This is a genomic window from Spirosoma profusum (assembly GCF_014699005.1).
GTDB lineage: Bacteria > Bacteroidota > Bacteroidia > Cytophagales > Spirosomataceae > Spirosoma > Spirosoma profusum.
Genome location: NZ_JACWZY010000013.1, coordinates 44464 through 65298, shown reverse-complemented (window position 1 = coordinate 65298; position 20835 = coordinate 44464). Strand labels below are relative to the sequence as shown.

Below are 20835 nucleotides of genomic sequence, written 5' to 3'. Positions count from 1 at the left end.
AAATCGGTACGTAAGAGAATTTCTCTCACGTACCGTTTGTGTTTGGTAAAACTAACGAAAACGGGGGAAATGGCGAAGAGAAAAACGAGAAGACTCTTTTAACCGCAAATAGAATTACTCGTGAACCTTTGCGTACATCTCAGAGCTCTTTACGGTTAAAAGAACCCGACACGTACCACTCGCTCACAAACTTTTTTTCACTCCATATTGACATGTATTGATTTACTTCATTTACTTTGCAACACAAAGTACTTTTACTATGCAAACACAATCACATCCTACGCATTATTCAAACTTGTCACTACCACGCGACGCCCGGCCTGGTAAAGGCTTATGGGCGTTGGCCCTGCTCACAGTTGCCGGATTTAGTTTGGTCACGCTACGTGGCTTGCTGACCGGAAACTGGTGGTATTTTCTCATGCTCGACTGGAACCTGTTTCTGGCCTGGTTTCCATTAGGGGTCGTTCTGGTGCTACGTGATTTACGGGCAAACGGCAATACGGTTTCATGGTTTCGGAGTCGGTGGTTACTGATTGGCTCACTGCTGCTCTGGCTAGCCTTTTTACCAAACGCTCCGTATATCATCACTGACTTATATCACATCAACCACATTCCGCAGCCATTGCTCTGGTTCGATACCATGTCAATCTTTTTATACGCATTTACAGGCTTGTTAATTGGCTTATATTCGACGCTTCTCGTGCATCGAATGCTACGTCCACTCATGGTTTCGTGGCTAAGTTGGATGTTGATACTAGCCAGCCAGGTATTGTCGGGATTCGGCATTTACCTGGGGCGTTTTGGTCGATGGAACAGCTGGGATATACTGACTCAACCCTCTTCGCTGACCAAAGCCGTGGCTTTTGCGTATCAAGACCATCTGAGCGTTAAGTTGACTATGGCTTATGGTTTCGTACTGGTAATTCTCTACGTAGCGTTTTACTGGTACGTTGAGCATGAGGACGATGCGCGTTTGTGAGCGACAAACGAACCAATTTCTGGCTATAAAATGCAAGCATTAACGATACATTTGCGGAATGATTGATTTCCGAAAAGTTATTCGCAGTTTTCGATTTGCCGGGCAGGGAATTATGGATTTGTTTCGATTCGAGAACAACGCCAAAGTTCACCTGCTCATCGCCATTCTGGTGGTACTGGCAGGATTCGCCCTGCAACTCAGCCGGATCGAGTGGGCCATCATCCTGACGCAGTTTGGGCTGGTCTGGGCGGCCGAAGCCTTCAATACTGCCATTGAAAAACTTTGCGATTTTGTATCGCCGGACATCCATCCACAAATTAAAGCCGTTAAAGATTTATCGTCGGGCGCTGTGCTGCTGGTAGCCATTGCAGCAGCGATTGTCGGCCTGATTATCCTCGGCGGACGATTGCTCGACGTAGCAGGAAACCCATTTTATTCACACGCTCAAATCACAGTTACTAATTCAGTCATTCAACATCCGTTGCAGCACTTTTTCACTCATTAACTCTTTCACTCTTTAATCATGCGCGAATCGCACGAACACCTGCAAACACTGACGGAAATCCGCAGTCTGATGGAGCGTTCCTCCAAATTCCTGTCGTTAAGTGGTTTATCTGGCGTATCGGCGGGGCTGGTGGCGATGGCGGGCGCCCTGGCTGTGTACATGCGCCTGCGTACAAACTGGTTCACCGTGCTAAGTTACGACCGGCAAAAAAGTTACGACGACGCAACGAACCAGACTGTAGTAGAATTTGTGGTAAAAGTAGCTCTCTACGTACTGGTGCTGGCACTGCTCTCTGGTACGTATTTCACCGTCCGGAAAGCCCGACGGCAGGGTTTGCGCGTCTGGAACAAGTCATCGCAACGACTCCTTTGGGCATTGGTGGTACCGCTGGCTACGGGTGGCGTGTTTTGCCTCGCACTGCTCTATTATAACCTCATCTGGCTGGCTTTTCCTGCGACGCTTATATTTTATGGATTAGCTTTGCTGAACGGTAGTAAATACACGTTTCGCGATGTCGAATCGCTGGCGTATTGCGAAATTGGCCTGGGGTTGCTGTCGATCTGTTTCCCTGGTTATAATTTATTGACCTGGGCGATTGGTTTTGGCGTACTGCACATCGGGTATGGTATGGCCATGTATTATAAATACGAACGGAATGTAACCCATGATGAACGACCTGCTGGCTCAGTTTAATAAAGCTTTTGAAAGCAAAGCGCGCCTGAGCATCATGTCGGTTCTGATGGTCAATGATTCCCTGAGTTTCAACGCGCTGAAAGAGTTGCTCGGCCTCACCGACGGCAACCTCGCCACCCATCTGCGCGCGTTAGAGGAATTAAACTACGTATCGGTTCAAAAGCAGTTTGTCGGGCGCAAACCCAACACGACATACTCGGCCACTCCGGCTGGGCAACAGGCGTTTACCGACCACCTGAACGCACTGGAAGCGTTTATCAAGAATTTATAAGGCCTCGACAGGCTCCGGCCGCTTCGGCGGTCCGATGTCGAAGTTAGCGGATGTGTTGTAGCTATCCCATTAGTCGCTACCGCGACTCCGACATCGGACCGCCGAAGCGGCCGGAGCCTGTCAGGGCCGAAATTCGCACTACGTTACGGTTGAATGCCGCCCAATCCGCGATAAACGGATCCGCTTTGCGTCTGTACACAGGCGCTTTTCATAACTGAACCGGCCGCAGCAAATACCCATTTCTCCTTGCCACTATCGGCAGTGAACGCACATAATTTGCTGCCACTTCCTACGTACAGCGTGCCATCGGCTACGGTGGGCGTTGTGTTCGGCATATACACCGATTTTGTCCAGACCACCGTTCCTTTCTGAGAATCTATTGCGTAGAGCCTGCCATCGATCGAATTAAGGTAAATAAAGCCGTTGACTAACGATGGGGCTGTGACAATGAAACTTGTTGGCGTAAACGACCAGCGTTTTCTTCCATCTTCACAGGAATAAGCAATTAATGCCGAAGGGCCATCGTAGGGAACAAACAGGCAGTTATTATCGGTAACAATATTGGTATGAATAGAGAATGCATCATGTGTTTTCCATATCAGGGCACCTGTCATAGCATCCAGCGCCAGCAGATTGCCATAATCATCACCGGCATAAACGTACCCCTTTACCCAGACCGGACTGGAATGAAACGAAAAACCTGACTTGTATTTCCATTTTACATCTCCGTTCTGGCTATCGAGCGCGTAAAACGTACCATCGTTACCACCAAAATAGATAATTCCCTCATGCACAATCGGGCAGTTTTCCGACGTATTGCCCGCGGCCAACGTACCAGCCGCCTGCTCGCCCGCCCGAAATACCCATTTGAGCTGCCCCGTTCCCAGGTCAATAGCATGAAGGGTTGTGAAATTTGGTCGGGTAAGATCCCAGGGAGCTTTGTTGTCGGTCAGTACAAAGACCGTTTTATTGCTGATCCGGGGTGAAAAAACGGGGCCTGCTCTGAGTTGGTATTTCCAACGTATAACGCCGGTTGAGGCATCGACAGCGCACAAAGCCGATTCGGAAGATACACCCTGAATAACCAGTCCATCTGCGACGATAGGCGCGGCATCGATGGGTGCCCGACTCAATTTATTTTGCCATTTTGGTTTTCCGTTCCGGACATCAAGTGCATATAACGTTCCCTCCTGAGAACTAAAGAAAACGCTCCCCTCAGCCTGATGATTATCTTTCGCTACGTACCCGCAAACCACTAAAACTACCCCCAAAACCGCAAGGAATTCGTAGAACCGTTTTTTCATGAGCATAATGGGTTGAGTTATGCTCACAATTTACGATAACTAGCTACTTACCTCAAGTCAGGATATAGTACCAAAAAGGGGATTACTATAACTATTAGTTGATTTTAAGTATTCATGTGTTAAATGTCTGTTAACAACGCATCAGATGATCAAATCATGATAAACCACTTTGACTAAAATCCTAATGCCCTCTTGGCAGAATACAATTTTATTTAGATCCTAAAAGCCGTTTTACCACCCCCAACCCAGCTACACTTTCCGAATTAAATCCAGCAATTTACGGTCGAGTTTATGGCCGTGCCAATCTTCATAGGCTATGTCGGTACGTCCCGAATCCAGTACGCCGAACGAACCTGCAAACTCCCACAGGGCAAAGCCAATTCCATTACTTGTCAGAATGTCGAGCACGTCGCTGAACCAGGCTAGAAATACGGGATGTGGCGTTTTGTTCCAGCAGCCGCATTCACCACAATGTACGCCAACTCCTTTGTTCACCAATTCAATCCAGGGCTGGTAGAATTTGTCGAGCATGGCCCGACTCAGGTATTTGTCACCCACTTGCCCCGGCCATTTGGGTTCGGGTAGGTGGTCGGGATCTTTATTGGCCCAGGGGGCTTTGTAGTGCGAAATAATACCCGGATTATAGCCCCGACAACTCTGGGCAATATCGAGGTCGGCTAGTTCGGGAATGACCGAGCTGCCTACGTCGTTGCCATCCGCAATAATCAGATGCTTCGGATTTTCCTGACGTATCGCTTTCATAGCCGCCTGCGCTACCTTTCGATACGTCTCGCCCGGCACCGTGCTACGTTTCGAATGCTGGTCGTTCATATCGGCGCGCATACTTGGCTCGTTGAGCAGGTCGAAGCTGATTTTCTGCGACGATACGTTCTTATACCGCTTGGCCCACATATTCCAGTGAAAACAGAAAGCGTCGAGGGCAGCCTGATCGGTCCAGAGATTGTAGGGTTCGTTGAAACCCGCGTTGACGCAATAGCCGGGTGCGCGGTGCAGATTCAGACTGACGTGCAGGTTGTATTTGTGCGCCGTTGTTACCAGTTGGTCAATCCGATCAACGGCCTGTTGGTCAATCTGATATACTTCTTCGGGTGTAATATTTCGGCTCCGGTCGAATTTGACATACGATGGATACGCCATCGGAATACGCACAAAGTCGAAGCCCCAGTCCTGCATCCATTTGAAGTAATCTTCTTTTGTAGCCGGGCGACTGTTGGCGGGATCGGGCGAAAAGAAATCCAGCAGGTTAAAGCCTTTCCACTTTGGCAGCTTGTTTTTTGCTACGTTACGTTGTGGCGGGGTCGCCAGCAGATCAGAGCCGGTTGTTCCCAACGCAGCCGCCAGCAAGCTCGTGTTCTGAATAAACATCCGTCGTTCCATGCTACGTAGAGCCACATATACCGACTATCTACTGCTAAAAATGAAGGAATGATACGTTAAGAGTTGTAAAGTTTTAACGTAATAAAGAGGAAAGGGTATAGGGTTGAAAAGTTGGCTGACACCAGTTATTAGTCCGATGTCAGCCAACTTTACAACCCTATACCCTTTCCTCTTTATTACGTTTTTTACGGATTAATAGCCAGGTTTTCTACCTTGTATTGATACAAATCGGTTGCGATTTTCTGGTTGATAGTCTGGTTCCAGCGTTCGCGCTCTGTTACGTGTCCATCGGCGTTAAGATCGTATTTATAAGCGTAGTTAAACAACACTTTGTAAGGAGCATTCTGGATGCGGCTGACGGTCTGGACAAGATGTTTGTTAAACGTACCAAAAACAGGCAGAAACATTAATTCTGTACCCTCGTCTTCGCCTTCGCCAAAGAATGAGAATTGAGGATTATACGGATGAGAATCCTTTAGCGGGCTGCCGCTGCCACCATAAGTGTACTGATCCACATAAAAAACGGTATTGTAGTTTTGAACTTTAGCAGACGTTAAATCACCGTCGTTATTGTAAGTGAAGATCGTACTTTTATTGGAGTACGGAGAATCTTCGTCATTACATTTAATCAGGCGATGATTCTCGTAGGTGAAAGCCAGCGTCTTAATTTTGTAAAGCGCATTGCTATTGTTGCTTTTGGCCCAAATTTCGGCCCTGGCAGCCGACGTTCCACCATAAAGGTCAATCACGATCTTTCTGTACTCTTCGTAACCATTTCCAACCGGCTGCCAGCTGTGGGCTATTATTTTATAAAGATTGGGCAGGTATTCGTAGGTGGTAAATTTATTACCCTTTTTCACGCCAGCCAGCTTGCCGTCAGCCTGATACGTTAGTTCGTACCCACCCATTTTGATGAGCGTATATTTTTTGGGGATCGTCGGGTTGATTACCGGCGTAACTGCTTCCCTGAAATTATCAGACGATCTGGCGTCCGAGGCCATTGGTGAGAGTAGTGAGTCTTTCTCACAGGACGTTAAACTGATACAAAAAGCGATACTCAGGGCACTGGTGGTAATTTTCAAAAAAGAGTTCATTGTACTTGTTGTTTGTGATTGGTTTTGTGAATGATGCTCAATCATTATGTGTAATTGAACGCAACAAAGGTAGAAATGCCATCAGCCAGCATTCCAATCGGAACTAACAACAAGTGTCAATAAGTAAATAACTGGCGGAAATACGCTCGCCGTAAGAAAAATTATGGCAAGAAGCGAATCCATTCATTTCAGAGCGTTTCTCAGCGTTGACCGGGCCAGGCTGGAGCTTATATATTGATCACGTACTGCCCGAAGCACTAAGTAAAAAAAGTGCCTATCGTAGTTTATAGGTCAATGGTCTGCCAGACGTCGTACAGCTAACCGTACGTTACGGCTGGAATCAACTAATAAGGAAACCAATAACCATGAGAAAAACCCTCCTTGCGTTGTGCCTGACAACGCCTTTCGTACTTAACCTGACAGACAGTTTTGCCCAAAAAGGCAAACCGCTGTACACCTTCCCGATTGGCGTGCAGTCGTATACCTACCGCAACAGTTTTCCTAAAAACGTCATTGCTACGTTAGATACCATCAAAGCGCTGGGCATCACCGATATGGAAGGCGGAGCGCCGAAAGGGATGACCGAAGCCGAATTTAAAAAGCTGTGCAACGAACGCGGCATCACTATTTCGGGAACAGGCGGAGGTTATGAGCAGTTGGTCAAAGATCCGATGGATGCCGTTAATAAAGCCAAAGCGCTGGGAGCATCCTACGTCATGTGCGCCTGGATACCTCATCAGCGCGGAAGCTTCAATCTGGACAATGCCAAAAAAGCCGTTGAAGATTTCAACCGGATTGGTAAAACCATGAAAGACAATGGTATTACGTTCTGTTATCATAACCACGGCTACGAATTCCAACCGCACGAAGACGGTACGTTGTTCGACTACATCGTCAAGAATACGAACCCCGACTACGTATCGTTCGAGATGGATATCCTGTGGACCCAGCACGGCGGAGCCGACCCGGTGGCTCTACTTAAAAAATACGGTAATCGCTACAAGCTGATGCACCTGAAAGACCTCAAAAAAGGTGTTAAAGGTGATTTAACGGGCGGCACTCCTCCCGAAAACGACGTACCACTGGGCGAAGGACAGGTTAATATTCCCGAAATACTACGTCTGGCGAAAAAAGCGGGAATCAAACATTATTACATTGAAGACGAGAGCAATAAAGAATATGAGCAAATGCCCAAAAGCATAGCATATATTAAGAGCTTGAAGGAGTAATTTTGAACGTCTTTACCTACCGTGCACTTGTTTGGGCAGCCGCGTTACGTGGCTGCCTTTTTTAATGAATTGTGTAAAATAGATAATGGTAAATGGGAACGTAACGAGTAGTCGGAGCAATGAAACACGTGTTTTTACGATCTGAGAAAAGCCATTAAATCCATTATTACGTGTAAATTTGCGCCCTTTTTGCATTAGAAACCGGGCTTTTGTGGCCTACTAAAGCTGCTGGTACGTATCTGGCTATAACTGAAATGGCAACAATTTCCTGCGGAATCGATTTCGGGACATCGAATACAAGTGTGGCTATTGATAACCACGGCGACATTAGTCTGGTACCGGTCGAAAATGGGAACGTAACGATTCCAAGTGCTATCTTTTTCCGACGTAGCGACAACAACGCTTATTATGGCCGAGCGGCAGTCAATCTCTTCTTCGACCGGCAGGAAGGTCGTTTTATGCGGAGTTTAAAACGGGTGCTGGGTACGTCGCTGATGAAACACGGTACGTTGGTGAACGGTACGTCCATGAATTTTTCGACCATCATTACGGCCTTTTTAAGGCAGGTGAAGGCGAAAGCTGACCTGATGGCGGGAGAGGATATCGAACATGTGGTGATGGGCCGTCCGGTTCACTTTGTCGACAACGATCTGGAAGCCGATGCCCGTGCTCAGGACGAATTGAAAGCAATTGCGCAGCGAATAGGCTTTAAACATATCGAATTTCAGTTTGAGCCCATCGCGGCTGCTTTCGCCCACGAAACTCGGTTGAACAGCGAAAAACTGGCTATTGTGGCCGATCTGGGCGGTGGTACGTCCGATTTTACCGTCATTAAACTCTCAGGGGCCAACACGCATAAGCCCGACCGTTCTTCCGATATTCTGGCCAATACGGGCGTCCGGGTCGGCGGTAATGATTTTGACAAGCAGCTAAGTCTGGCAGCAATCATGCCCGAACTGGGTTACCGCAGTACGTATGGCGACAAGGGGCTGGAAGTGCCCCTGAAACCGTATCACGACCTGGCCGAGTGGAGTAAAGTTAACTTTCTGTATACGCCTAAAATGCTGATGCAGGTCAGGCAGTTGCTCCATCAGTCGCACGATAAAAAACGATATCGACGGCTCCTGCAGGTGCTGGAAGACGAAACTGGACATTCGCTGTTGGCGGCCGCTGAAGATGCTAAAATTGCGCTTACATCGCAGTATGAATACAAAGCAGCCTTTGCGTTCATTGAAGACGATTTTTTTATCTCGATTCAACGCACGATTTTCGACCAGTCTATTCAGGAAGATGTAGAAAAAATTACGGCCTCAGCGCGGCAATGTCTTCAGGATGCGGGTGTTACAAATAAAGCCATCGATTTGGTTATTCTCACTGGGGGCACCACTGAAGTACGTTCCATTCAGGATGCGTTTAAACAGCTTTTCCCTAATGCGGCCATCGCCGACGAAAACAAACTTTCCAGTGTTGGGCTGGGACTGGCTTACGATAGCCAGCATAAATTCGGGCGACTTATCCGACCTCACTCGATTACTTCCGTACCCTCAATTGACTAAACCAGTTCCATTCAATTTGGGGTTGATTTGTGCTTTTTTGTCATCCTGAGGTACGAAGGATCTTAAAGCATCTTTACTCTCAACTTAGGGTGTTTTAAGGTCCTTCGTGCCTCAGGATGACAAAAAAAAGCACTACACAAACCATCCAGATTTAACGTAGTTGATTCCTCATTTCAGGCTAATTTGCGGCTTCATTACCTATCCATTACGCATGAACCTGCTTCTGCTCAAGCTTACCCTGATCCCAACGATTGTTGCACTGGTGACACTTGCCATTCGAAAGTGGGGTGGAAAAATTGGGGGGCTGATTGGAAGTATGCCCTGGGTAGCTGGCGCCATTCTGCTGTTTTTTATTCTGGAACAGGGCAAAGCTTTTGGTATTCAGTCGATACAGGGATCAATGACAGGCATTATGGCCTTGATTACGTTCTGCCTGAGTTATGCCATTTTCGCCCGAAAATTCACCTGGCTACCGACGCTCCTCATTGCTTACGTATTGTACACGCTAACGGCGGTCGTTTTCGATTACCTACGGCTCAATTTAATGTTGAGCTATGTACTTGTCCTGAGCTACGTAGTGCTGACCCTATACCTATTCCCCTCCCCAACGGCTCCGCCCGCTGATGGTCGTCGCTTGCCATTCGACATTCCCATCCGCATGGGCGTTGCTACGTTGTTTGTCTTGATTATTACCGGTTTGGCTCATGTACTAGGTCCAAACTGGAGCGGTATTCTCACGCCGTTCCCCATTCTGACGTCTGTGCTCGCCATTTTTTCGCACACGCTTCAGGGCAGTAACGCGGCCATCGTTACGTTGCGCGGACTGGTGATGGGTTTGCTCGGATTCACTACGTTCCTGTATTTACAAGCCCACTGGTTGCCCGAATTCTCAGTTGCTACGTCTTTCGGAATGGCGGTGGTTATCAATGCGTTTATCAACGTAGTGGTTGGTAAAATTTGGTAAGTTTCCATCCAAATTGTCTAATTTTTGGGACATCATTCATATCACCTGCCAGCATGTCTTTTAAACACCAATTCCGTCTTCTTTTAACACTGTTCATATTAGGTGTTTTCTGGCTGCCAGCCTCCGCCCAATCTAAACCAACTTTGGCCGAATTGCGAACGAAAATTGAGAAGGAACTTGGTAAATATCCGTTCACGTATGCCGTTGCGTTCAAAGATTTAAGCACGGGGCAGGAATTGCTGATGAACGAACGGGAAGTATTCCATGCGGCCAGCACCATGAAAACGCCGGTGATGATTGAAGTCTACAAGCAACAGGTTCAGGGTAAACTGTCGCTTAAGGACTCCATACTGATCAAAACCGATTTCAAAAGTATTGTCGATGGCAGTCCGTATTCGCTGAAAGCATCGGGGGACAGCGATACGCTTACCTACAAACAAATTGGTCGCCAACGGACGCTGGCGGATTTAGTTTTCGACATGATTACCATGAGTAGCAATCTGGCGACCAACCTGATTATCGAACTCGTCGGTGGACCGAACGTAACACAAACCATGCGCGAACTGGGAGCGCGTGACATTCAGGTTCGTCGGGGCGTGGAAGACTCAAAAGCGTTTGCCCAGGGCCTGAACAACACTACGACTGCTTACGATCTGATGGTGATTTTCGAAAAAATTGCCAACGGACAAGCTGTCAGTCCTGAAGCTTCGCAGGCCATGATTGGTACGTTATTCGCTCAGAAACTAAACTCCGTGATTCCGGCGAAACTGCCAAAAGACGTAAAAGTGGCGCATAAAACCGGCTCCATCACGGGCGTTCAGCATGATTCCGGTATCGTTTTCCTACCCGACGGCCGTAAATACGTACTGGTTCTCATGTCGAAAAACGTTAAAGACGATGAGGCTATTGACGGTATACTGGCCACGATCTCGCAATGGGTTTACGAGTACGTAGCAGCGCGATAACGTAGCGATTTTTATTTTTTATCGAGCAATTGCTTAACCAGTTGTTTTAGTTCAGCAAGTTCGGTTTGTTGTTGCCGCCGACCTTTTTCTAACTGCTGCAATTGTTGCTGTTGCTGCTGATTGATTTTCTCCAATTCAATGCTGTAAAGGGTCAATTCCTCGATTTTTTCCAGCAACGTAGCATTCAGTTTGGTCAAGTCGATCCCTTCCCGAACCACCTCTCCCGCCGACGGTACGCCCGGTAAATGACCATGCTGGCGCACATAAGTTGCTACGTCGGTCAACGGGCGAAGCCGATACGTAGCAGAAAACACTTTATCACTCCATTCTTTCTCATTATCAATACGTAACTGATAGCGAGCCAGTACCGTTTCGCCCTTTTCATTGACCGTCAGAAAACGGTCGGTGTACCCATTGCGCAGACTGGGATTAAGCAGATGACTAAACTTGATGATACCGCTGTTACGTAGATTGATGGTGCCTCGTACATCCAGGGGAAACTGGGGTGAATCGGTGCCGATACCCACCGCTATACTGGTGTTGGTGACGTCGCCCAGCACGATGGCATTATTCAAGGCCACCCGGGCATTGGTGCCGATGGCTACCGCATTCTGAAGAATAGCACTGGTAGTTTGGGTATTTGCTCCCAGCAGTACGTTGTTACTGCCCGTAGTAATAATTGTACCTGATTGAGGACCAACGACGACATTATTTTGCCCAGTAGTATTATTATGAGCCGTCTGATAGCCAAGGAACAAATTGTTGGCGCCAGTGGTATTATCAAATCCGGCCTGACTTCCAATAAAGGTATTCTGATTAGCACTCGTGTTGTTCCCGCCGGTCTGGACGCCGACAAAGACATTGTTGGTGCCGGTTGTATTATTCTCCCCGGCACTACTCCCAAAAAACGAATTATTGCTAGCTATTGTACTGGAACTACCTGCCGATAATCCTACGAACGTATTGTGGTTGCCAGTTGTGTTTTCATGCCCTGCGTCGTTTCCTATAAAGGTGTTACTATGCCCTAAAGTATTGTCAAAACCTGCCTGCCCGCCTAGGAACGTATTGTTACCACCATGAGTATTCTTATTCCCAGCCTGGCTTCCGACAAACGTATTCAGAACAGCACTCGTGTTAACCGCGCCGGCTGCTATGCCAATAAAAACATTGTTATTACCCGTTGTTAAACTAGTGCCTGCATTCCGTCCAATAATCGTATTGGCACTTCCGGTCAGCGTGGTATTACTGGCACCAATGCCAACCACCACGTTATTTGCACCAGGTGTGTTTGAACCTGGAGAAGTAATAAACAAATTAGTTTGCGCCAGCAAAATGCCGGGAAATAGAGCGAGACTGCAAAACAGCAAGAATCGGATTGTGGCGAGCTTGTCCATTGATGGTTTTTGATTAAGGTGAGATGAAATCCTTGGAAGAGACACGCAAGCTACTTACTTACCATTTGGTAGGCAAATGATTACCAGAGTATTGAGCAAACGGCTAATGTAGATGGCATTCACAAAATCGGTTACTTTTAACCGACAAGTGAAGTAACGCTAACTTTCTACTATGTCAACGAATGGGCAATTCGCGCAGGCTATCGAGGTGTTTGGCCAGACGGGGTTGGGCAGCCATCTGCGCTTTTATTTGCTTTAACGTAGCGGGAGAAAGCCGCGATGTGCGGCTGATAATATCGACGCCTTCGGGCGTGAAAAGTGTTTTTGAAAACCAGATGACTGCCCATTGACCGTTGGGGTCCACCAGTGCTACGTTCCATCGACTACGTAGCAAACTCAATAATCCTTTCCCCCTCCAGACGAATGCCGCCGAATCAGACGTATCTTGATAATCGTAGCCAGTCAGCGTTTTCGTTTTACCGTTTTTCAGGTACTTGACTTCGTCCAGTAATACGTTCGTATCGGCTTTTTCGTCGGTGCGGGAATAGGTAAACGTAGGATTCAGCTTGTCGCCTTTGAGCCACATCGGAAAATTGGTACTGCAAATAAACCACGTACCGAGTAAGGCAGGAATCAGATGGGGCATTGGGATGAATTAGAGGCTATCTAAAATATGTATGAGGGGAGCATTTTTTGTCATGCTGACGAAGGAAGCATCTTAAGGTGTCTCAAAATTCAAATAAGGACGATTTAAGATGCTTCCTTCGTCAGCATGACAAAATCAATGCATTTAGTTTTAGGTAAGCGCTCACAATTTAAGTTTGATACGCAGCCTACCCAGCAACGCTGTAATACCAATAATCAACAACGCAAAAAGAAACGATTTGACTAAACCAATTGCCCCAACTTTCAGCGAATCAGGTAACGACAAGCTTAATAGTTCAGCAACGCTGTAATACACGTAAGGAATCAGGTAACAGGTCAGCGTGCTGGTTCCAGCCGGTTTTATGAAATCGAATGTGTGCGTCTTCCCTTGTAAATCGACCCACCAGTAAATGGCAGCATACATAATAAACGCAATGCCGCAGCACAGAAAAACCCAGGTAGGTGTTGCCTGAATTTTTGAAATGATGAAGAAGTTTCTTGCCACAAAACCCGCCAGCAGAAACAAAGTACTAATACCCACAAAACGTAGCGGGAGTTGCGAACGCTGATTCTTTTCTGAAAAATTGGTCAGCAGATACGTAGCAAGAATGCCCGCAAACGTAAATGAACTGAATGCTCCATTGCCAAGTATCCAGTCTCCCGGCCCACCGGGCCAGATAGCCTTTAACAAGCCCGCATGACCGGCAATGCAGCATAACGTAAAAAGCCCCCAGGCCACAAACTGCAATCCCGGCGATTTGTGAATAAATAAGTAAACCACAGCGCAGGTAAGATACGTCCAGCCAATGAGTCCCAGAATTCCCCACCATTGCGGAGTCATACGTACCAGCTGGTCATCAGAGCCACCTCTGAAACGTAACGCCAGATAAATGAGCAGGGCAACGCCAAGTATTTGTAAACCAATGAATAGCCATCGCTCCCCGTTGCTACGTTTTGGGTACTGATTCCAGATCAGGAAAAACGACAGCACCATTAAAATCTGAAACCAAGCTTTACTCAGTCCAGTCGCTGCGTCGTTCATATCGGGAATGTTGACGGTGAAAACGCCCATGATCAGCAGAGCTACCGAACGTAGCACGATGTGCCAGATGATCTGAGCATACGTATCGCCCTTATCCAGCCGCTGCCGGATGGCGTAAGGAATCGACATACCTACGATGAACAGAAAACAGGGAAACACTACATCGGAAAATCCCAGAAAATCCTGATCGGCTTTGGCGTGTTCGAGCCAGTTCGGTATACCGGTCAGCGACCAGAAATCATTGACAAAAATCATGGTCAACATGGTCAATGCCCGAAACGCATCGATAGAAAATACCCGGCTTGATGTTCGGTTTAACGTAGTGGTTTCTTTCTGTAGAGTTGTCATAGCAGTAACGCGGACATCCTGTCCGCAGGTTAACATTGCGGACAGGATGTCCGCGTTACGTTGTCCGCAAGTGAACAACAAATGTCCGGTTGCGTACACTTTCCAAAGTTGGCACAAACATCAGTTTACTGATAATCAGCTGTTTAATTTACTGGCACAATCGTTGGCATATAGTACTCGAACAGTAAACAACGCTATTTCAACACAGTAAGCAACGAAATTTCAACACTAAACACAAATACTATCATGTTACCTGTAATCACTAAATTCGTCGGTTCGATTCTTCTGAGTGCTTCTATGCTAACGAACCCAACTACTCCCAAAGCACTCTCGTTCGAAGCCAGCGCCTTTGTAACGAACAGCAATCAGATTCGGGTTGCGATCAATAAATCGCCCGAAAAAGCTGTGACCGTTTACCTTCGCAACCAGGACCAGCAGATTCTTTTTCAGGAAAACATTCGTAAATCCGACGTCAACTACGCCGTGAAAATGAATGTAGATGAACTGGCCGACGGTGTCTACGAATTGGAAATCAAATCGAGCGAAGGCAGCATCCGTAAACAAATTACGCTAGCTACGAAGGCACTCAAAGCTACCAACCGAGTAGTAGCTCTGCAATAATTTTCCTGAAGAATACAACCTGAATTCGGGTTTTTTGTGAGCAACGTAACGGTTGCAGCAAAAAACCCGAAATTTTTTTTGGGCGACGCTGTAATGTTTTTCGTACTTAGTCGTCTATGCTATTGACATGGATGTACAAGCTTTCAAACAACGGATTCTGCCAGTTCAGGGGCGCCTTTTTCGGGTAGCGCAACTCTTTCTGCGTAACCGCGAAGAAGCCGAAGATGCCTTGCAGGATGTGATGTTACGGCTCTGGAGCAACCGCCAGCAACTGGAAACGTACCAGAGCCTGGAAGCACTGGCCGTGCAGATGACCCGGAATCTGTGTCTCGATAAACTGAAGGCACACAGTCGGCAAAAGATGGCCACCGACGGCGATTTCCCAGAGGTACAGGCGACAACCGCCACGCCTTATCAGCAGGTGGAAGCCGCCGACAGCAACGAGTTGATTCATCGACTTATGGAAGAACTGCCCGACCAGCAACGGTTCATTCTGCACCTGCGCGACGTTGAGGAATATTCGTTCGAGGAAATAGAGCAGCTCACGGGCCTCAGTGTCAATAATATCCGGGTGATTTTATCGCGGGCCCGACAACGACTCCGCGACAGTTACACAAAAGCCAACGATTATGAAGCCGACTATTGAGAAGCTACTGGAAAAATACTACGACGGCGAAACCACGCTGGACGAGGAAAAAGAATTGCGGGCTTATTTCCAGCAGGAGAACATTCCGGCGCATCTGCAAAGCCATGCACCGCAGTTCCGCTACTTTGCCAACGCTCGTAGTGAGCATCCGTCGCTTAAATCCATCAATGCGCTAGCCAATCGCCTGAATGCGCCCGAACCAAACTGGGTTGTCAGGATGGGTTCGTGGAGCGTGCGGCTGGCAGCCAGCATCGGCTTACTGATACTGGGCTTCGGGGGTGGTTTGGTGTATAATCAACTACGACCATCGGCCGGAAAAGGAACAGATCTCTCGTTCATTTCGGAGACGGCTCCTGAGAAAAGCCTGAAACAAACACTTGCGTTTGAACAGCTTGCCAAAACATCAGCCAGCGAACGTATCGATGCTATTAACCAGAGTTACGAAATCACGCAGGCTGATCAGGAAATTACCCAATTGCTGCTCAATACGTTGAATTTCGATTCCAACGTCAACGTACGGCTGGCGGCCTGTCAGGCACTGGCACGTTTCGAACGAGAACCCAGCGTGCGCGATGGCCTGATTCAGTCGCTCAAGGTGCAGACTGACCCGAACGTACAGATTACGCTTATCGACGTATTGGTGACGATCAAGGAACGGCGAGCCGTCGAGGAAATGCAGCGACTGGCTGAAAATCAGGAAGCGCTGGACGCTGTACGACTGAAAGCTGAAGAAGGGGTTCAAAGTCTGAACCAGGCAGGCAATGCACCATCGTAACTATTTACCTAAACATTCACTACGTATCATTTTATAACCAGTTAATTACCACAAATACCAATGAAAAAGTCAATTTTATTAAGTGCCAGCTTGCTCATGGGCCTCGTCACGGCCCAGGCTCAAGGTCTGGAGTACAAAGCCAAACTGGCGAATGCCAAAGATCGAAAAGTGACTATTGAGATGGACGCTTCGAATCTCAAAATCGAGGGCCACAACAGCGATGAGGTGATTATTCAGGCCTCATCTGGCTACGAAGCTCCTCCCGAACGGGCTAAAGGGCTGAAGCCCATCTACAACACGGCCGTCGATAACACCGGTATCGGACTGTCTGTAACGCCAGAAGGTAACGGGCTGAAAATTGAAAAGGCTGCCCGGAAGCAAATCAAATACACCATCAAGCTGCCTCGTAAAGTGGCCATTCTGTATCAGGAAGTCAACTGGCACGGATCGGGCATCAACATTAGCAATATGGACGGCGATCTGGAAATACGTACCAACAATTCGCAGATTGACCTCAATAACGTAACGGGTCCGGTGGTAGCCAACACCATCAATGGCGAAGTGAACGTAACGTTTTCATCGTTGAGTCAGGAAAAACCGACGGCTATTTCGACCATCAACGGGCCTATCGACATTACGTTGCCTGCAACCGCCAAAGCCGATCTTAAATTGCGCTCTGTGCAGGGCGAGATGTACACTGACTTTGATCTGGGGGTGAAAATGACCAAAGACGGCATGAATCGAGTAGGCGGTGGACGTAACATCGACGGAGCAACCAACGGCGGGGGTGTTGAGATGCAGCTCAAGACCATCAACAGCAACATCTACATCCGGAAACAGAAATAAACCCTTCCGCCTACTGTGATGAAAAAACTACTATTCCTCCTCCTGACTGCTACGTTGGCGTTGCCTTCTTTGGCCCAGCGAATCATCCAGAAAACGATGCCTGTTGGTAAAGATCAGATCGTGAACCTGAACCTGAGGTTTGCCGATAGCATTCAGGTTCGCTACTGGGACAAACCTGATTTATCGGTACGTATCTCCGTGACCATCAACGGTGGTAAACTTGATGACGCCTTAGTGGTAACCACCGGCTCGACCGATGGCGAAGTAAGCCTGAAAACCGATTACGATAAAGAACTTATCAAGAAAGGCAAACCCGAAGATTGTCCCGATCAGAAATATTCTTCCTGGAGCAATAACCGCGACGGAACGCACACGGTCGTGTGCAGCGATATAAATTATGTAGTATTTCTACCCCGGCAGGCTCAGCTCAAACTCGAAACCATCAACGGCAACATCGACATTCAGGGAGCATCGGCACCGGTTATGGCCAAATCCATCAGTGGGTTTGTCGACATGAGCTGGCCTAAATCGAAAGGGGCCAATGTCGAGATGAAAACTATTACGGGCGAAGTATATTCCAACCTGGATATCGCTTTTAAAGGCAAGAAAGAAAGGCATTCGCACGTCGGTTATCTTTTGGAAGGCACCGTTAATGGCGGTGGCACGACGGTACGTCTCGAATCCATCAGCAACGACGTATTTCTGCGGGAACAGAAGTGATTGACTCGTAATAGATCATGAATGCTGCGTGATGAAATGCAGTAGCTTATATAGCCAAGTTTCGGGCTGAAAATACGAGAGAAGGCAAATTACTCCATTTTTGATTTAGCTTAGATGAAGGCAACGTTTATTGCTCTACTACTTTTTTGTAATTGCCTGGTAAACGCTCAGTCGAATGACAGCACCGTTGTGAGAAGTGTTTACGGTTCTACTAACACTGAATTAAAGGATTTAATGTCATTTATTGGTGTAGAAAAATTCCGTCTTGAGTTAAACGACCCCAAACTTGCCGGAAAGTATTTTCACCTCACGTGTCAGGAATACAAAAATGGCATTGCACAACCTGAGCAGGAAATGTTTGGTTTTGGCACACGCAAGGAAATACTGCAAATTGATTCGACGGGCAAGTTTACCATCGACGTATATGCACGAACGGTAGACCCTACTACGATTGAAGCTCTGTTTAAATTACCGAAAGTAAGCCAACGCAAAACGTTTAAAGTAGAAGCTGACGATGCCAGACGATTTAGTTTTAGGACTGATGTTGTGGCTTACAAGAACGAAAAAGCTCGAATTCCCATGAGCAAAAAAATCCTGTTCTTTGTTCACAGCCTACCCTATCTCAAAGATGGATTTTACTTATACTGTGCAGTCGCAGAAAGTCAGGTACCTGTTAATGAGTGGCATAAGCAATTCGGAGTGAAGCACGTCATAGCTTACAATCTCATTTTAGAATGAGAGATAAGTGATGAGTGATGAGTTTGCTGACGCACGTATTTTTTGAGCGCGTCAGTAAACTCATCACTCATTTCCTTAACGCTTTCTGGAGTAGTTTTTTCATCGCCTGTATTTCCTGTTTCTGCTGCTCCCGTTCGGCTTCGATACGTTCGAATTTCTGGTCATACTGCTGCCGAATAGTCTGCAACTCCTGCTGATGCTTCTGATTTTCCTTTTCAAGTTGAATACTGTAGAGGGTCAATTCCTCAATCTTTTTGAGCAACGTAGCATCCATCTTCGCTACGTCGATCCCCTGCTCCACTACGTCCGTTGCCGAGGGTACACCTGGCAGATGCCTGTGCTCACGAACGTAACGTTCTACCTCTCCTAATGACTTCAGCTGATACGTATCACCAAACACGTAATCACTCCACTCACTGCTGTTCTTGACAGCCACCTTCACTTTCTCAGTCAGAATACCTTCTTCCACAAATAACTTGTAGCCTGATGGCGTGCGTGCTATATTCCCTCCGATGATGACCGCTTCATGCTGGGTGCTTTGCAGAAAACCTCCCCTACGTTGCCAAAATGACTCCATAGCCCCCTCCCGAGTCGACACACTGGTACTCACCAGAATCACATCCCCACTACTATTGACGGAGAGAACTTTTGTGGCATTAGTCACCGACGCAGCGTCTGTACTCTTCAGATTGGTGAAGCGCAGACCCGACTGGCCATTGGTGCCATGGGTAATCTCCAGTTTATTGTTGGGAGCGGTGTTGCCGATACCCACTTTCCACAGAGGGTTGGGGGCGCCTAACACAATCGAATTGTCAGCCGATACCTGAGCAGCCACCCCGATGGCAGTGGAGTTATTGACAACAGCCCCCGATGATACCCCGGCATTCTGACCAATGAAGGTGTTGCTCTGACCCGCCCCATTGCCGGTGAAGCCAGCCCCATTGCCGATATAGGTATTGTTCTGGCCAGTGATGTTGCCATAGCCCGAGCCATTGCCAATGAAAGTGTTGCCCCCACCCGAGGTCGTTTGCTGGCCCGACGAGTTGCCAATGAAGAGGTTGTAGGAGCCGTTGCTGCTATAGCCCGCCAGTTGGCCCATGAACAGGTTGGCGATGCCGGTGGTATTGGAAAATCCCGTCTGGGAGCCGATGAACACGTTGGCATTGGCGGTGGTATTGGAGTAGCCCGCCCGGTTGCCCACGAAGACGTTGCCGACCCCGGTGGAGTTCTGGGCTCCGGCCCCGTAGCCAGTGAAGGTGTTCTGGCCACCGGAGGTAGTTTTGGTGCCCGCGTTGGAACCCAGAAAGGTGTTGTCATTACCAGAGGTGTTGCTTCTGCCTGCGAATGCCCCCAGAAAGGCGTTGGAGACGCCAGTCGTATTGGCCTTTCCGGCCTGATAGCCCACGAATGCGTTAGACGTACCGCCGGTGTTGTTATAACCAGCTTCGGCCCCTAGGAAGGTGTTCTGGAAGGCAGAGCCGTTTTTGTACCCTGCATAAGCGCCAATAAAGGTGTTATTGGTGCCTCCGTTATTCTGGTTACCCGCGTTACTACCCAAAAAAGAATTATAACTACCCGATCCATTCAGCGCTCCTGCCGAATTCCCCACAAAGGCATTCTCTACGCCCGAAATGCTTAAAAAACCGGCCTGGCTCCCAATAAACGTGTTCCTATTCGCTGTGACCGCAAACCCGGCAGAACTGCCCACAAACGTGTTTTCTTCTACGTTTGTGCTATTATAGCCTGTTTGATATCCCAGCATGGTATTAAAATTTCCGCTACCCAGGCTGATACCCGCAGCAGGACCAACAAGCGTATTACCAATAAACCCACCTACCGTCGTGTTGCCCGAGTTAACAACATAGGAAGTGTGTGATTGAGCTATCACCGGACTGCTGGTTAGTATTAGCAAAGCATAAAGAGCGCGCATATAATTCTCTGTGTTTATATTAACATATTGATTAATAGCGACTAAAATAGGCGTTGTCCGGGCAAATATCAACCCGACCAACGCCTATTTAGGCTACGGTAATAGCGCGTAATAAACGATGAGTGATGAACGATGAGTGGTCTTTCAACGCATAAGTACTCATCATTTATCA

Annotated in this window: 21 protein-coding genes; 14 read left to right on the top strand and 7 right to left on the bottom strand. The window is 47.7% G+C overall.

Features of this window, described 5'->3' with window-relative positions; genetic code table 11:
* Positions 1-259: 259 nt before the first annotated feature.
* Genes IC229_RS16270 through IC229_RS16255 form a run of 4 tightly spaced genes read left to right on the top strand, consistent with a single transcriptional unit; the run spans position 260 to position 2448 of the window.
* Positions 260-979 carry a DUF1361 domain-containing protein gene (locus tag IC229_RS16270; RefSeq protein ID WP_190888059.1) on the top strand — a complete coding sequence of 240 codons (720 nt, stop codon included), beginning with the start codon at positions 260-262 and terminating at the stop codon, positions 977-979.
* A gap of 58 nt (positions 980-1037) precedes the next feature.
* A complete protein-coding gene (locus IC229_RS16265) occupies positions 1038-1484 on the top strand; it encodes a diacylglycerol kinase family protein (RefSeq protein ID WP_190888058.1) in 447 nt (148 codons plus the stop codon).
* Positions 1485-1502: 18 nt separating this feature from the next.
* On the top strand, positions 1503-2177 hold the full coding sequence (locus IC229_RS16260; RefSeq protein ID WP_190888057.1) for a hypothetical protein: 675 nt from the start codon (positions 1503-1505) through the stop codon (positions 2175-2177).
* A complete protein-coding gene (locus IC229_RS16255) occupies positions 2149-2448 on the top strand; it encodes a winged helix-turn-helix domain-containing protein (RefSeq protein WP_190888056.1) in 300 nt (99 codons plus the stop codon). Before IC229_RS16260 ends, IC229_RS16255 begins: the two co-directional genes overlap by 29 nt.
* Positions 2449-2591: 143 nt before the next feature.
* Here the strand turns inward: IC229_RS16255 and IC229_RS16250 are convergent, their stop codons facing one another.
* The 3 genes from IC229_RS16250 to IC229_RS16240 all read right to left on the bottom strand — a co-directional run bounded on the left by IC229_RS16250 (position 2592) and on the right by IC229_RS16240 (position 6244).
* Positions 2592-3752: an outer membrane protein assembly factor BamB family protein gene (locus tag IC229_RS16250; protein ID WP_190888055.1), complete on the bottom strand. Its 1161-nt coding sequence runs from the start codon at positions 3750-3752 to the stop codon at positions 2592-2594.
* A 249-nt stretch (positions 3753-4001) separates the two neighbouring features.
* The gene (locus tag IC229_RS16245; RefSeq protein ID WP_190888054.1) at positions 4002-5150 is read right to left on the bottom strand and encodes a glycoside hydrolase family 5 protein; all 1149 of its coding nucleotides are present in this window, start codon (positions 5148-5150) and stop codon (positions 4002-4004) included.
* Positions 5151-5335: 185 nt separating this feature from the next.
* Positions 5336-6244 (bottom strand): hypothetical protein, encoded by a 909-nt coding sequence (locus tag IC229_RS16240; RefSeq protein WP_190888053.1) that lies wholly within the window; start codon positions 6242-6244, stop codon positions 5336-5338.
* A gap of 365 nt (positions 6245-6609) precedes the next feature.
* On the opposite strand from IC229_RS16240, the gene IC229_RS16235 reads away from it, so the two are divergent.
* From IC229_RS16235 to IC229_RS16220, 4 genes are all read left to right on the top strand, one after another.
* Positions 6610-7473, top strand: a complete 864-nt coding sequence (locus IC229_RS16235) for a sugar phosphate isomerase/epimerase family protein (RefSeq protein WP_190888052.1) — start codon at positions 6610-6612, stop codon at positions 7471-7473.
* A 254-nt stretch (positions 7474-7727) separates the two neighbouring features.
* Entirely contained in the window at positions 7728-9029 is a 1302-nt protein-coding gene (locus IC229_RS16230) for an Hsp70 family protein (RefSeq protein ID WP_190888051.1), read from the top strand.
* A 211-nt stretch (positions 9030-9240) separates the two neighbouring features.
* Entirely contained in the window at positions 9241-9993 is a 753-nt protein-coding gene (locus tag IC229_RS16225) for a hypothetical protein (protein ID WP_190888050.1), read from the top strand.
* Between the two features lie 53 nt (positions 9994-10046).
* Positions 10047-10958: a serine hydrolase gene (locus IC229_RS16220; RefSeq protein WP_190888049.1), complete on the top strand. Its 912-nt coding sequence runs from the start codon at positions 10047-10049 to the stop codon at positions 10956-10958.
* Positions 10959-10969: 11 nt separating this feature from the next.
* Here IC229_RS16220 and IC229_RS16215 read toward each other — a convergent pair whose 3' ends face one another.
* The 3 genes from IC229_RS16215 to IC229_RS16205 form a co-directional block, all read right to left on the bottom strand.
* Complete coding sequence (locus IC229_RS16215) at positions 10970-12352, bottom strand: autotransporter outer membrane beta-barrel domain-containing protein (RefSeq protein ID WP_190888048.1); 1383 nt, start codon at positions 12350-12352, stop codon at positions 10970-10972.
* A 175-nt stretch (positions 12353-12527) separates the two neighbouring features.
* Positions 12528-12998 (bottom strand): lipocalin/fatty acid-binding family protein, encoded by a 471-nt coding sequence (locus IC229_RS16210; protein ID WP_190888047.1) that lies wholly within the window; start codon positions 12996-12998, stop codon positions 12528-12530.
* Positions 12999-13160: 162 nt separating this feature from the next.
* Entirely contained in the window at positions 13161-14387 is a 1227-nt protein-coding gene (locus IC229_RS16205; RefSeq protein ID WP_190888046.1) for a DUF5009 domain-containing protein, read from the bottom strand.
* Positions 14388-14633: 246 nt separating this feature from the next.
* Between IC229_RS16205 and IC229_RS16200 the strand changes: the two genes are divergently transcribed.
* From IC229_RS16200 to IC229_RS16175, 6 genes are all read left to right on the top strand, one after another.
* Positions 14634-15008: a hypothetical protein gene (locus IC229_RS16200; RefSeq protein ID WP_190888045.1), complete on the top strand. Its 375-nt coding sequence runs from the start codon at positions 14634-14636 to the stop codon at positions 15006-15008.
* Positions 15009-15135: 127 nt separating this feature from the next.
* Complete coding sequence (locus IC229_RS16195; RefSeq protein ID WP_190888044.1) at positions 15136-15654, top strand: RNA polymerase sigma factor; 519 nt, start codon at positions 15136-15138, stop codon at positions 15652-15654.
* The gene (locus IC229_RS16190) at positions 15638-16429 is read left to right on the top strand and encodes a HEAT repeat domain-containing protein (RefSeq protein ID WP_190888043.1); all 792 of its coding nucleotides are present in this window, start codon (positions 15638-15640) and stop codon (positions 16427-16429) included. The genes IC229_RS16195 and IC229_RS16190 overlap by 17 nt, the downstream gene beginning before the upstream one ends.
* Positions 16430-16489: 60 nt before the next feature.
* On the top strand, positions 16490-17275 hold the full coding sequence (locus IC229_RS16185) for a DUF4097 family beta strand repeat-containing protein (protein ID WP_190888042.1): 786 nt from the start codon (positions 16490-16492) through the stop codon (positions 17273-17275).
* A gap of 18 nt (positions 17276-17293) precedes the next feature.
* Positions 17294-17995 carry a DUF4097 family beta strand repeat-containing protein gene (locus IC229_RS16180; protein WP_190888041.1) on the top strand — a complete coding sequence of 234 codons (702 nt, stop codon included), beginning with the start codon at positions 17294-17296 and terminating at the stop codon, positions 17993-17995.
* 114 nt (positions 17996-18109) lie between these two features.
* The gene (locus IC229_RS16175; protein ID WP_190888040.1) at positions 18110-18733 is read left to right on the top strand and encodes a hypothetical protein; all 624 of its coding nucleotides are present in this window, start codon (positions 18110-18112) and stop codon (positions 18731-18733) included.
* 67 nt (positions 18734-18800) lie between these two features.
* Here IC229_RS16175 and IC229_RS16170 read toward each other — a convergent pair whose 3' ends face one another.
* Positions 18801-20663: a hypothetical protein gene (locus IC229_RS16170; protein WP_190888039.1), complete on the bottom strand. Its 1863-nt coding sequence runs from the start codon at positions 20661-20663 to the stop codon at positions 18801-18803.
* Between the last annotated feature and the right edge of the window lie 172 nt (positions 20664-20835).

Excerpts from the sequence above, each read along its gene's own strand:
- IC229_RS16170 (WP_190888039.1), bottom strand. The coding sequence starts at position 20,663 with ATGCGCGCTCTTTATGCTTTGCTAATACTAACCAGCAGTCCGGTGATA.
- IC229_RS16255 (WP_190888056.1), top strand. The coding sequence starts at position 2,149 with ATGATGAACGACCTGCTGGCTCAGTTTAATAAAGCTTTTGAAAGCAAA.
- IC229_RS16270 (WP_190888059.1), top strand. The coding sequence starts at position 260 with ATGCAAACACAATCACATCCTACGCATTATTCAAACTTGTCACTACCA.
- IC229_RS16235 (WP_190888052.1), top strand. The coding sequence starts at position 6,610 with ATGAGAAAAACCCTCCTTGCGTTGTGCCTGACAACGCCTTTCGTACTT.
- IC229_RS16245 (WP_190888054.1), bottom strand. The coding sequence starts at position 5,150 with ATGGAACGACGGATGTTTATTCAGAACACGAGCTTGCTGGCGGCTGCG.
- IC229_RS16185 (WP_190888042.1), top strand. The coding sequence starts at position 16,490 with ATGAAAAAGTCAATTTTATTAAGTGCCAGCTTGCTCATGGGCCTCGTC.
- IC229_RS16220 (WP_190888049.1), top strand. The coding sequence starts at position 10,047 with ATGTCTTTTAAACACCAATTCCGTCTTCTTTTAACACTGTTCATATTA.
- IC229_RS16175 (WP_190888040.1), top strand. The coding sequence starts at position 18,110 with ATGAAGGCAACGTTTATTGCTCTACTACTTTTTTGTAATTGCCTGGTA.
- IC229_RS16195 (WP_190888044.1), top strand. The coding sequence starts at position 15,136 with ATGGATGTACAAGCTTTCAAACAACGGATTCTGCCAGTTCAGGGGCGC.
- IC229_RS16230 (WP_190888051.1), top strand. The coding sequence starts at position 7,728 with ATGGCAACAATTTCCTGCGGAATCGATTTCGGGACATCGAATACAAGT.
- IC229_RS16180 (WP_190888041.1), top strand. The coding sequence starts at position 17,294 with ATGAAAAAACTACTATTCCTCCTCCTGACTGCTACGTTGGCGTTGCCT.
- IC229_RS16215 (WP_190888048.1), bottom strand. The coding sequence starts at position 12,352 with ATGGACAAGCTCGCCACAATCCGATTCTTGCTGTTTTGCAGTCTCGCT.
- IC229_RS16210 (WP_190888047.1), bottom strand. The coding sequence starts at position 12,998 with ATGCCCCATCTGATTCCTGCCTTACTCGGTACGTGGTTTATTTGCAGT.
- IC229_RS16265 (WP_190888058.1), top strand. The coding sequence starts at position 1,038 with ATGATTGATTTCCGAAAAGTTATTCGCAGTTTTCGATTTGCCGGGCAG.
- IC229_RS16225 (WP_190888050.1), top strand. The coding sequence starts at position 9,241 with ATGAACCTGCTTCTGCTCAAGCTTACCCTGATCCCAACGATTGTTGCA.
- IC229_RS16260 (WP_190888057.1), top strand. The coding sequence starts at position 1,503 with ATGCGCGAATCGCACGAACACCTGCAAACACTGACGGAAATCCGCAGT.
- IC229_RS16190 (WP_190888043.1), top strand. The coding sequence starts at position 15,638 with ATGAAGCCGACTATTGAGAAGCTACTGGAAAAATACTACGACGGCGAA.
- IC229_RS16240 (WP_190888053.1), bottom strand. The coding sequence starts at position 6,244 with ATGAACTCTTTTTTGAAAATTACCACCAGTGCCCTGAGTATCGCTTTT.
- IC229_RS16200 (WP_190888045.1), top strand. The coding sequence starts at position 14,634 with ATGTTACCTGTAATCACTAAATTCGTCGGTTCGATTCTTCTGAGTGCT.
- IC229_RS16250 (WP_190888055.1), bottom strand. The coding sequence starts at position 3,752 with ATGAAAAAACGGTTCTACGAATTCCTTGCGGTTTTGGGGGTAGTTTTA.
- IC229_RS16205 (WP_190888046.1), bottom strand. The coding sequence starts at position 14,387 with ATGACAACTCTACAGAAAGAAACCACTACGTTAAACCGAACATCAAGC.